Raw genomic sequence first — 11,477 nt, 5'->3', positions numbered from 1 at the left:
GCCTCGGCGGGGCTGGCCATGCAAAGGCGTTTCGTCATGCAAGCCTTCACTACCCTGTCCGGCCAGGCGATTCCGTTTGGCGCTGCCAACATCGACACCGATGTGATCATTCCGGCGCGTTATCTGAAAACCATCACCCGCGCCGGGCTGGGCAAGGGCGCATTTGCGGCGCTGCGTGAACATCCGGACAATGTGTTCGACCAGAACGCCGGCGCGCCGATCCTGATCGCCGGGCACAATTTCGGTTGCGGTTCCAGCCGCGAGCATGCGCCCTGGGCGCTGGCCGATCTGGGCATCCGCGTGGTGATCTCGCCGGGCTTTGCCGATATCTTTGCTGGCAACGCCTTCAAGAACGGGCTGTTGCTGGTGACGCTGCCGCAGGCGGCGGTGGACCGGCTGCTGGAGGTGGCCCGCGAAGGCCAGCCGATCACCATCGATCTGGAAAACCAGGTGGTGACGACGCCGTTTCAGGACCGGTTCGAATTCCCGATGGACCCGTTCCGCAAGCATTGCCTGGTGAACGGGTTGGACGAGATCGGCCTGACGATGGGCATGGGCAACGCGATTGCCGCCCACGAAGCCCGGCTGGCAGCCGAGCGGCCGTGGATCGCCGGCGCGGCCGGCTGATCACCGTCGCAGCCTTGTCATCCCCGCTCATACCGAGCTTGTCGAGGCATCGACCAAGCGCGGTGCGTGCCTCGACAAGCTCGGCATGAGCGGATTTGGGCTGTTGCGCGAATGAACTCGGGTCTGACGCGAAGCAGCTCGCGCCACCTCAGCCCTAAGGCAGGATCGTCGGCCCGTCGCTGCGGCGGCTGGCGAGCAGCTTGTCGATCTTGCGGCCGTCCATGTCGATGATCTCGAACTGCCAGTCGCCCAGGGCGAAACGCTCGCCCGTCACCGGCAGATGCTGCAGCTGTTCCAGCGCCAGGCCAGCGACCGTGTCATAATCGCCGGTGTCGGGCAGGGTCAGGCCCAGCCGGTCGGCCAGTTCATCCGCCGGCAGGCTGCCCGAAATCAGCCAGCTGCCATCGTCGCGCTCCACGGCGGGCGGATCATTGGCATCATCGACATCGCTGCGGAACACGCCGGCAATGGCGGCCAGCAGATCGGATGGCGTGACGATGCCTTCGAAATGGCCATATTCATCATGCACCAGCGCCATCGGGATATCGGCATCGCGCAGCGCGGTGAGGGCGTCGACGGCATCCAGCACATCGGGCAGCACCGGGGCGGGGCGGGCCAGCGCCGCCAGATCGAGCGGCCGGCCTTCGATCAGCGCCTGCACCACATCGCGGGCCTGCAGCACGCCGATGATCTCGTCCACACCGCCGCGCGCCACCAGCAGCCGGCTGTGCGGGGTGGTGGCCAGCTGGGCGCGCACATCGGCATCGGTCGCGTCGGCATCGATCCAGTCAATCTCGCCGCGTGGGGTCATCACGCCGCGCACCCGCCGATCGGCCAGGCGCATGATGCCCGATATCATCTGGCTTTCCTCGGCCTCGATCACGCCGGCGCTGGTGGCATCGGCCACCACGGAACGCAGTTCTTCCTCCGTCACCGATTGATCGGCATCGCGGCTCTGGCCCAGCAGGCGGAACACCGCCCGGCTGCTGTGATCGAGCAGCCAGACAAAGGGTGTCGTGGCCCTCGCAAACAGCGCCATGATCGGGGCGACGCGCGCCGCGATGGCTTCCGGGCTGCGCAGCGCGAACTGTTTGGGCACCAGCTCGCCGACGATCAGCGAGAGATAGGTGGCGATGACGATGACAACGGCAAAGCCCAGTTCCTCGGCGGCATCAGCGGGCAGGCCGAACAGCGCCGCCAGCCGGTCACCCACCGGCAGCGCCAGCGTCGCGCCGGAATAGGCGCCGTTGATGATGCCGACCAGCGTGATGCCGATCTGCACGCCCGACAGGAATTTGCCCGGATCCTCGGCCAGCGCCAGCGCCGCCTTCGCCCCGCTTGATCCCCGGTCGGCGAGGCCGCGCAGGCGTGGCCGGCGTGCGGACACGATGGCCAGTTCCGACATGGCGAAAAAGCCGTTGAGCAGGATCAGGCCGGCGATGATGCCGGCATCCAGCCAGGGAAAGGGGGCCATTGGCTCCGGGACAGGCTATGCGGGGCCAGGGTGCCCGCTCACCTCCCCCATAGGGCATTGCGCCCCATGAGGGAAAGGGGGCGCGTTATCCGCGCAGCACCGCGCCCAGCTTGGCCGCGGCCGCCACCACCTTTGCCGACACCGCCTCGATCTCGGCATCGGTCAGGGTGGCGGTGGTCGGCTGCAGGGTGATTTCCACGGCCAGGCTGATCTTGCCCGCCGCCACGCCGGGGCCGGCATAGCGGTCAAACAGGCTGACATTGCTGATCAGCGCCTTGTCGGCCCCGGCCACGGCGCGGATCAGGCTGTCGGCGGCCAGGCCTTCGTCCACCACGAAGGCGAAATCGCGGGTGAGCGGCAGCAGCGGGCTGGGCGCCCACGGGTCACGCTTGCGGCTGCGCGGCGGCAGCGCATCGAGATAGAGTTCGACGGCGGCGACCGGGCCCTTCACATCAAACTGGGCCGAGGTGCGCGGGTGGATGATGCCGAAATCGGCCAAGGCCACCTTGCCCAGCACCAGCCGGCCAGCGCGGCCGGGATGCCACCAGCCGTCTGCCGGCGCTGCCACCTGCAGCCGTTGCACCGGGGCGCCCAGCGCCGCCAGCGCCGCCAGCGCTTCGGCCTTGGCGTCATAGGCGTCGGGCTTGGTCGCCGGGCCAGTGCGCCAGTCACGGCCACGGGCTTCACCGGCCAGCAGGATCGCGGCGGTCGGGCGTTCGGCATCGGCCAGGTAACGCTGGCCCAGTTCGAACAGCCGCACCGATGCCAGCCCACGCGCCATGTTGCGGGCGGCGGCGGACAGCAGGCCGGGCAGCAGGCTGGGGCGCATCGCGGCCATGTCGGCCGAAATGGGATTGGCGAGGCTGTGGGCGGCGCCGCCAAAGGCCTCGGCCTCGGCCGGGGGCAGGAAGCTCCAGGTGATGGCTTCATCAAGGCCGCGCGCGGCCAGCGCCCGGCGCAGGCGGCGCTGCGCGCGCTGCAGCGGGGTGGCGGTGGGGGCGGCAACGCCGGCGGCGCGCGGCAACGGGGTGGAGGGCACCAGATCAAGGCCGTGGATGCGCACCACCTCCTCGACCAGATCCGCCTCGCCATCAACATCGCGCCGCCACGACGGGACGGAGACCTGCCATGTGTCGCCGCCAGAGTTCCTGGGCGTGACGCCAAAGCCCAGCCGGGTGAGGATGGCAGCCTGCTCGTCTTCGGCCACGTCCAGCCCGGCGAGGCCGGCAACCCGCGACGGGCGATAGGCGATGCTGCGCGCGGTGTCGGGGATGCGGCCGGCCAGCACCATATCGGACGGCTCGCCGCCGCACAGATCAAGCACCATCCGCGTCGCCAGCTCGAGGCCGGGGACGACGAATTCGGGATCAACCCCGCGTTCGAAGCGGGCGCGGGCGTCGCTGTTGATGCCCAGCTTGCGGCCGGTGGCGCCGATGCGTTCGGGGGTGAAATAGGCCGCCTCGATCAGCACCTCGGTGGTGGCTTCCGAACAGCCGCTGTGTTCGCCGCCCATGATGCCGCCAATGTCGTGCACCTCTGCATCGTCGGCGATGACGGTCATGGTCTCGTCGAGCGCATAGGTCTTGCCGTTCAGCGCCAGCACGGTTTCGCCGGCACGGGCGCGGCGGGCGGTGAGGCCGCCGTTGAGCTTGGCCACGTCATAGACGTGCAGCGGCCGGCCACTGTCGATGGACAGGAAGTTGGTGATGTCGACCAGCGCCGAGATCGGGCGCAGGCCCACGGCGCGCAACCGGCGTTGCAGCCAATCGGGCGACGGGCCGTTGGTCACGCCGCGCACCACGCGGCCGGCAAAGGCGGGGCAGCCTTCTGCATCCTCGATCGTGATCGGGCGCGGCATCGGGAACGAGCCCGCGACCGGCGCAATCGTGCGAGCCTTCAGCGTGCCAACGCCCGCCGCGGCCAAGTCGCGCGCAATGCCGAGCACGCCGAGGCATTCCTGGCGGTTGGGCGTGATGGCGATATCGAACACCGGGTCATTCAGGCCGGCCCAATCGACATAGCGGGCGCCCACCGGTGCATCGTCGGGCAGGGCGATGATGCCGTCATGTTCCTCGGACAGCTCGAGCTCGCGCATGGAGCACATCATGCCCTTCGATTCGACGCCGCGGATGGCTGCCACCTTCAGGGTGATGCCGCTGCCGGGCACAAAGGTGCCGGGCGCGCCAAACACACCCTTCATGCCGGCGCGGGCGTTGGGCGCGCCGCACACCACCTGCACGGGGGTGCCGTCGCCGGTGTCGACGCTCAACACCTGCAGCTTGTCGGCCTGGGGGTGGCGCTCCGCCGTCAGCACATGGGCGATGGTGAAGGCCCCCAGCGCTTCGGCCGGGTTCTCGATGCCTTCCACCTCAAGGCCACAGCGGGTCAGCGCGTCGGCGATCTCGGCGACGCTGGCCGTGGTCTCGAGATGATCCTTCAGCCAGGACAGGGTGAACTTCACGGGGTTGCTCCGGCAGAAATGGAGGGCAGGTCAAACGCGGAGAAGCCGTTGTGCTTCAGCCACTTGATATCGCCATCGAAGAAGGCGCGCAGATCGGTGAGGCCATATTTCAGCATGGCGAGGCGATCGACCCCGGTGCCAAAGGCAAAGCCCTGCCACTCGTTGGGGTCCAGCCCGCAGGCGGCGATCACGCGCGGGTGGACCATGCCGCTGCCCAGCACCTCCAGCCATTTGTCGGCCTGGCCCTGGCCGGCCGGCTTGCCGGTCTTGCTGTTGTAGCCAACATCGACCTCCACCGACGGCTCGGTGAACGGGAAATAGCTGGGGCGGAAGCGCAGCACGACATCATCGACCTCGAAAAAGGCCTTGATGAAGGTTTCCAGCGTCCACCTGAGGTGCGCCAGCGTGATGCCCTTGTCGATCACCAAGCCTTCGATCTGGTGGAACATCGGCGTATGGGTGGCATCGGAATCGCTGCGATACACACGGCCCGGCGCAATGATGCGAATGGGCGGCTTCTGCCCCACCATGGTGCGGATCTGCACCGGGCTGGTGTGGGTGCGCAGCACCATGTTGGGCTGGCCATCGATATAGAACGTGTCGTGCATCGCGCGCGCCGGATGGCTTTCCGGAATGTTGAGCGCGGTGAAATTGTGCCAGTCGTCCTCGATCTCCGGCCCGCTGGCGACGGCGAAGCCCAGATCGGCGAAGATTTCGGCCAGCTCGTCCATCACCTGGGAAATCGGGTGGATGGTGCCGGTGGCCGGCAGGCTGACCGGCAGGGTCATGTCCTGCTTCTCGGCGGCCAGCTTGGCATTCAGCGCCGCCTCGTCCAGCGCGGCCTTCTTCGCGGCCAGCGCGGCGGTGATGGCTTCGCGCAGGCCGTTGAAGGCGGGGCCGGCAACGGCGCGGTCCTCGGGGCTCATGCCGCCCAGGGTTTTCAGCAACTGGGTGACCTGGCCCTGCTTGCCCATGGCGGCGACGCGCACGGCTTCCAGCGCATCGGGCGTATCGGCGGCGGCGATCTGGGCGAGCAGGTCGGCCTGCAACTGGCTGGTGTCTGTCATCATCGGGGCCTGTCTGGGATCATGAAACGCAAAAAGGGCGCGCGCCCGTGAAGGCGCGCGCCCCTTTCAGCTGTCTTGGCTGCGTGGTTTACGCGGCCTTCGCCTCAAGAGCGGCCTTCACCTGGCCGATGATGGCGGTAAAGCTTTCCGGCTGGTTCATGGCCAGATCGGCCATCACCTTGCGGTCCAGCTCCAGGCCAACCAGCTTCACGCCGTTCATGAACTGCGAATAGGTCAGGCCTTCTTCGCGCACGGCGGCGTTGATGCGCTGGATCCACAGGGCGCGGAAGTTGCGCTTGTTCACCTTGCGGTCGCGATAGGCGTATTGGCCAGCCTTCTCCACCGCCTGCTTGGCAATGCGGATGGTGTTCTTGCGGCGGCCGTAAAAGCCCTTTGCGGCGTCGAGAATGCGCTTGTGCTTGGCGCGGGTGGTCACACCACGTTTGATACGCATGGATGTGCCTCCTTACTTCAGGCCATAGGGCGCCCAGGCGTGCACCCGGGCGGTATCGGCCTTCGCCAGCACTTCGGTGCCGCGATTCTGACGGATATATTTGGCGTTGTGGCTGATCAGGCGGTGGCGCTTGCCGGCCACACCATGCTTGATCTTGCCCGAGGCGGTGATCTTGAAGCGCTTCTTGACCCCGCTCTTGGTCTTCATCTTGGGCATTTTGGTCTCCTTCATCGGCACCATGCCGAAAGACGCATCAAGAACCGCCATGGCAGCCCTTGTGGCCAGGCGGTCCGGTTCATGCGGAGCGCGGCCCATAACGGCTTGGCCGCGCCTGTGCAAGCCGGATGGTGGATTCCGTGTGGCGACTCGCAATTGTTCCTGATATGTTCGCGTTCTCAGCAAGGAGGACGAGATGATCGGTTACGTTACCGTGGGCACCAACGACATTGCGCGGGCCGCGCGATTCTATGATCCGATCGCTGCCGAGCTTGGCACGGGGCGCATGATGGAGTTCGACAATTTCATTGCCTGGGGCACGATGAACGGCCCGGCCGGCATTGCGGCCACCAAACCCTTTGATGGCAACCCGGCCAGTGTCGGCAATGGCGTGATGGTCGCCCTTGAAGCGAAGGACCACGCCCAGGTGGACCGCATTCACGCGCTGGCCCTGGCCAATGGCGGCACCTGCGAAGGCCCGCCCGGCCCGCGCGGCGATTCGGGCTTTTACGCCGGCTATTTCCGCGATCCGGATGGCAACAAGCTGAATGCGTTCGTGATGGGGTGAGGCACTCTCACGCCCGGCCGGGTGTGGCGACCAGATTGGCCACTGCCACCCCGGTCAGGGCGAAGGCGCGTTCCCAGCGGCGGTCGGGCGCCACATCCCACACCGTGGCGGCATCGCCGGGGGCGAGATGCCAGCCGTGCTGGCGCATTTCGCCATCCAGTTGCCCCGCGCCCCAGCCGGCATAGCCCAGCACCATGTGCCAGCGCCGCGGGCCGTCGCCGCGGGTGATGGCGTGCAGGATGTCGAGCGTGGAGGTGAAGGCCCAGGCGCTGCCGACCTGGATGGTGCCGGCGGCGGCATAGTCCGCCTCGTGCAGCACGAAGCCGCGCCCCGGCTCGACCGGGCCGCCGGCCAGCACCGGCACATCAGGCGCGGCACCGGGCGCGATGTCCAGCTGGTCGAGCAGGCCGTGCAGGGTGAGATCGGGCATCGGCTTGTTCACCACCAGCCCCAGCGCCCCCTGATCATCATGCAGGCACATGGCGATCACCGTGCGGTCAAACCGGTCATCGCCGATGCCGGGCATGGACAGCAACAGCTGGCCGGACAGGAAGGGAGGCGTTTCCACATCGCCAGCATAAGGCGCGGCCGCTGGCGCGGCAACGCGGCACCCGCGCACTCCCCTGATTATGCCCACGGCCCGGGCAAGGCGCGCTGGACGGATGAGGGGGGCAAGGCTAGGGAAGTACGGCAATCGCGCCCGGCAATCATGGTCCCGGCGCCCCATGCAGGAGAGCCCCGATGAGCATCAATGTTGGCGACAAGGTTCCGGCAATGACCCTGATCAAGGCCACGGCCGATGGACCGGCGCCGCTCAGCACCGCCGATCTGTTTGGCGGCCGCACCGTGGCGCTGTTTTCGGTGCCCGGCGCCTTCACCCCCACCTGTTCGGCCCGGCATCTGCCCGGCTATGTCGACAATGCCGAAGCGCTGGCCGCCAAGGGTGTGGACGAGATCGTCTGCGTGTCGGTCAACGATGCCTTCGTGATGGCGGCCTGGGGCAAATCTGCCGGTGTTGACGGCAAGGTGACGATGATCGCCGATGGCAATGGCGATTTCTCCAAGGCGCTGGGCCTTACCTTTGATGGCAGCAATTTCGGCATGGGCCTGCGCGGCCAGCGCTTTTCGATGATCGTCAAGGATGGCACGGTCACCGAACTGAACATCGAGCCGCCGGGCGCCTTTGGCGTGTCGTCGGCCGAGCATCTGCTGGGCCAGCTCGCCTGAACCGAACCCCGCCCGCCATGCCGCCTGCCTCCCGCCCGTCTGGCCGGCTTCGTGCCGGCCTGACCCGCCGCAACCTGCTGATCGCGGCGGTGGCGGGGGCGGGGCTGGCCGTTGGCTGGGGGCTGTGGCCGCGCGCCCGCCGCTTCAACTGGGCCGCCGGCGAGGGCGAGGCGCTGCTCAACGCCTATGTGAAGATTGCCGCCGACGGCCGGGTGACGGTGGCGGTGGCCCAGGCCGAAATGGGCCAGGGCATCTGGTCGGCACTGGCCCAGATCGTGGCCGATGAACTGGGCGCGGATTGGCGGACGGTGGCAGTGGAACCGGCGCCGCTGGGCCCGGATTATGCCAATCCCGGCCTGGCGCTGGGGCCGGCCGCCGGCATGACCGAACCGATGCGCAGCCTGGTGCTGGGCGCCGGGCGGCAACTGGGCCGACTGCTGGAATTCCAGATCACCGGCGGATCCAACAGCGTGCGCGGCTGGGAAATGCCGCTGCGCGTGGCCGGGGCCGCGGCCCGCGTGATGCTGGTGAAGGCCGCCGCCCGCCGCTGGGATGTGGACTGGACGGAGTGTGACACGGCTGGCGGCTTTGTCACTTACAAGGCCAACCGCCTGCCGTTTCATGCCATCATCGGCGCGGTCGACCCTGCAGATGCGCCTGATGATCCGCCGCTGCGCACCCGCCGGCTGTTGGCCGGGCAACCGGTGATGCGGCTGGATGTGCCGGGCAAGGTGGATGGTTCGGCGCGCTTTGGCATTGATGTGCGGCTGCCGGGCCTGGCCTATGCCGCCATCCGCCAGGCCCCGGCCGGCGCGCGGCTGGACAGTTGCGATTGCCCGCCGCCGCCGCGCGGCCTGAAATGGGTGAACGGCCCCGATTTCATCGCCTGCGTGGGCGACAGCTGGTTTGCCGCGCAGCGCCATCTGGCGACGGCCAAGCCGCGCTGGACCGCGGTGGACAATGCCCCGGGCCCCTGGCTGGAGGCCGCCGTGAAGGCCGGTTTGCAGAGCGGCGGCAAGGGTTTTGCCCCCACCGGCCAGATCGGCAAGGTGGTGCGCGAGGATGGTGATGTGGCCGGGAAACTGGCCGGTCCGGGCGTGGTGACCGCTGACTATAGCCTGCCGTTCCTGGCCCATGCCTGCCTGGAGCCGATGACCGCCACGGCGCGCATCACCGAAGACGGCGCCGAAATCTGGGCGCCGACCCAGAGCGCCAGCCTGGCCGCGCGGGCAGTGGCGGCGGCGCTGGATATCGATGCCGATGATGTGGTGGTGCACCCCACGCTGATCGGCGGTGGTTTCGGCCGCAAGGTGGAAGGCGATGCCTGCGCCCAGGCAGCGATCATCGCCCAGCGCGTTGGCCGGCCGGTGCAATTGATCTGGAGCCGCGAAGAGGATTTCGGCCACGACATGGTTCGCCCCGCCGTGGCCGCCCGCCTGCACGGCAGCGCCACGCCGGCCGGCATCACCGCCTGGAATTGCGCCATCGCCGTGCCGGACGTGGGCGCCGCCTTTGCCGGCCGCAACGTGGGCAGCCTGATGGGCCGGCCATCGGCGGGGGCCGGCGCCATCGAAGGCGCGGTTGAACTGCCCTATGCCATCCCCAATATCCGGGTGAGCCATGTGCTGGCCGATTGCACCGCGCCGTTGGGCTTCTGGCGCAGCGTGGGGCATAGTTTCACCGGCTTCATCGTCGAACGCTTTGTCGATGAACTGGCGCGGGCGGCCAAGGCCGATCCCGGCGCCTTCCGGCTGGCGATGCTGAAGGACAGGCCGCGCCATGCCGCCGTGCTGCGCACCGTGCTGGAAATGGGCGGGCCGCTGGGCCGTGATGAGGGTGAAGCTGGCCAGCCGGTGACGGCGCGCGGGATCGCGCTGGTCGAAAGCTTTGGCAGCATTGTCGCCCAGATTGCCGAGGTGGTGGTGCCGCCGCAGGGCCGCCCGCAGGTGACGCGGGTGTGGGCGGCGGTGGACTGTGGCCGGGTGATCAACCCGGATACGGTGACGGCCCAGATCGAAGGCGGCATCATCTATGGCCTGTCGGCCGCGCTGTTCGGCCGCATCAGTTTTGCCCAAGGCGTGGTGGAGCAAGACAATTTCCACGCCTATCCACTGATCACCATGGCCGACTGTCCCGAGATCGAGGTTGAAATCATTGCGTCCGATGCCGATCCCGGTGGCATCGGCGAACCCGGCACGCCGCCGATCGCGCCGGCCGTGGCCAATGCGCTCGCCGCTGCCACGGGCAAGCGCTGGCAGTCGCTGCCGCTGTTCCCGGCATGAGCGGCCCCATGAACCTGCCGCCGCTGGCGCTGCCAGCCGATCACGTGCCGGTGAAGGCTGGGCGCGTGGGTGTGCTGCTGGTCAATCTGGGCTCGCCCGATGCGCCGGATGTGCCTTCGGTGCGGCGCTTCCTGCGCGAATTCCTGTCGGACCCGCGTGTGATCGAGATTCCGCAGTGGATCTGGCGGCCAATCCTCAACCTGTTGATCCTGAACGTCCGGCCGCGCACCACGGCGGCCAATTATGCCAAGGTGTGGCTGCCCGATGGCTCACCCATCACCGTCTACACGCGCCAGCAGGCCGAGGCGCTGCAGGGCCGGCTGGGCGATGCGGTGCAGGTCGATTGGGCGATGCGTTATGGCACGCGGTCGATCGGGGAGCGGCTGGAGGCGTTGATGAAGGCCGGCTGCGACCGCATCCTGCTGGCCCCGCTTTATCCGCAATATTCGGCTGCCACCAATGCCACGGTGGTGGACGAGGCGGCGCGCGTGCTGATGGGCATGCGTTGGCAACCGGCGCTGCGCACGCTGGCGCCTTATTACGACAATCCCGATCATGTGCGTGCGCTGGCGCAATCGATCCGCGATGGGCTGGCCGGGTTGGATTTCGTGCCCGATCTGATCGTCACCAGTTTCCACGGCATGCCGCTGCGCACGCTGGAGGCAGGCGATCCCTATCACTGCCAGTGCCTGAAAACCGGTCGGCTGTTGCAGGCGGAACTGGGGCTGCCGGTGAAGGTCACCTTTCAGTCGCGGTTTGGCCGGGCGGAATGGCTGAAGCCCTATACCGACGACACGCTGCTGAATCTGCCCAAGGAGGGGGTGAAGAAGATCGCCGTGGTGTGCCCCGGCTTTGCCGCCGATTGCCTGGAAACGCTGGAAGAGGTGGCGATGGAAGGTCGCGACGAGTTTCTGGAGGCCGGCGGCAGCGATTTTGCCTATATCCCCTGCCTGAACGCCGGCGAGACCGGCATGGCCATGCTGGAAGCCGTCGTGCGCCGCGAACTGGCCGGCTGGGCCTGATTTTCGGCCCTTCGGCCCATTGAATCGATAGCGGTTCCGGCTCAAAGTGCCAGCCTGTCCGGGGATCAACCCCGGCTGC

General features: G+C 67.9%; 11 protein-coding genes. 5 read left to right on the top strand and 6 right to left on the bottom strand.

From position 1 onward, the window contains the following. Positions 1 to 36: 36 nt before the first annotated feature. Positions 37 to 627 (top strand): 3-isopropylmalate dehydratase small subunit, encoded by a 591-nt coding sequence (gene leuD / locus AC6BOR_RS07375; protein ID WP_498060528.1) that lies wholly within the window; start codon positions 37 to 39, stop codon positions 625 to 627. 154 nt (positions 628 to 781) lie between these two features. Here the strand turns inward: leuD and AC6BOR_RS07370 are convergent, their stop codons facing one another. The 5 genes from AC6BOR_RS07370 to rpmI all read right to left on the bottom strand — a co-directional run bounded on the left by AC6BOR_RS07370 (position 782) and on the right by rpmI (position 6,299). Then, positions 782 to 2,101, bottom strand: coding sequence for a hemolysin family protein (locus tag AC6BOR_RS07370; RefSeq protein WP_498060527.1), 1,320 nt, complete (start codon positions 2,099 to 2,101; stop codon positions 782 to 784). Between the two features lie 85 nt (positions 2,102 to 2,186). Next, entirely contained in the window at positions 2,187 to 4,562 is a 2,376-nt protein-coding gene (pheT, locus tag AC6BOR_RS07365) for a phenylalanine--tRNA ligase subunit beta (RefSeq protein ID WP_498060526.1), read from the bottom strand. Then, positions 4,559 to 5,629, bottom strand: a complete 1,071-nt coding sequence (gene pheS, locus AC6BOR_RS07360) for a phenylalanine--tRNA ligase subunit alpha (protein ID WP_498060624.1) — start codon at positions 5,627 to 5,629, stop codon at positions 4,559 to 4,561. Before pheS ends, pheT begins: the two co-directional genes overlap by 4 nt. A gap of 88 nt (positions 5,630 to 5,717) precedes the next feature. Then, entirely contained in the window at positions 5,718 to 6,083 is a 366-nt protein-coding gene (gene rplT, locus AC6BOR_RS07355) for a 50S ribosomal protein L20 (RefSeq protein ID WP_498060525.1), read from the bottom strand. 12 nt (positions 6,084 to 6,095) lie between these two features. After that, positions 6,096 to 6,299 carry a 50S ribosomal protein L35 gene (gene rpmI, locus AC6BOR_RS07350; protein ID WP_086116197.1) on the bottom strand — a complete coding sequence of 68 codons (204 nt, stop codon included), beginning with the start codon at positions 6,297 to 6,299 and terminating at the stop codon, positions 6,096 to 6,098. 196 nt (positions 6,300 to 6,495) lie between these two features. Here rpmI and AC6BOR_RS07345 point away from each other — a divergent pair, with 196 nt between their 5' ends. Further along, the gene (locus AC6BOR_RS07345; protein ID WP_498060524.1) at positions 6,496 to 6,867 is read left to right on the top strand and encodes a VOC family protein; all 372 of its coding nucleotides are present in this window, start codon (positions 6,496 to 6,498) and stop codon (positions 6,865 to 6,867) included. A 7-nt stretch (positions 6,868 to 6,874) separates the two neighbouring features. On the opposite strand, the gene AC6BOR_RS07340 is transcribed toward AC6BOR_RS07345, so the two are convergent. Then, positions 6,875 to 7,435 (bottom strand): YqgE/AlgH family protein, encoded by a 561-nt coding sequence (locus AC6BOR_RS07340; protein ID WP_498060523.1) that lies wholly within the window; start codon positions 7,433 to 7,435, stop codon positions 6,875 to 6,877. A 173-nt stretch (positions 7,436 to 7,608) separates the two neighbouring features. Here AC6BOR_RS07340 and AC6BOR_RS07335 point away from each other — a divergent pair, with 173 nt between their 5' ends. From AC6BOR_RS07335 to hemH, 3 genes are read left to right on the top strand one after another with little or no spacing between them, the layout of a single operon-like run. Further along, positions 7,609 to 8,094 carry a peroxiredoxin gene (locus AC6BOR_RS07335; protein ID WP_086115811.1) on the top strand — a complete coding sequence of 162 codons (486 nt, stop codon included), beginning with the start codon at positions 7,609 to 7,611 and terminating at the stop codon, positions 8,092 to 8,094. Between the two features lie 17 nt (positions 8,095 to 8,111). Beyond that, on the top strand, positions 8,112 to 10,376 hold the full coding sequence (locus AC6BOR_RS07330; RefSeq protein ID WP_498060522.1) for a xanthine dehydrogenase family protein molybdopterin-binding subunit: 2,265 nt from the start codon (positions 8,112 to 8,114) through the stop codon (positions 10,374 to 10,376). Further along, positions 10,373 to 11,398: a ferrochelatase gene (gene hemH, locus AC6BOR_RS07325; RefSeq protein WP_498060520.1), complete on the top strand. Its 1,026-nt coding sequence runs from the start codon at positions 10,373 to 10,375 to the stop codon at positions 11,396 to 11,398. Before AC6BOR_RS07330 ends, hemH begins: the two co-directional genes overlap by 4 nt. Positions 11,399 to 11,477: the final 79 nt, after the last annotated feature.

The organism is Sandarakinorhabdus sp. FBCC-B8862, assembly GCF_059745315.1.
The sequence above is the reverse complement of the archived record's forward strand: the minus strand, read 5'-3'. Positions and strand labels throughout refer to the sequence as shown.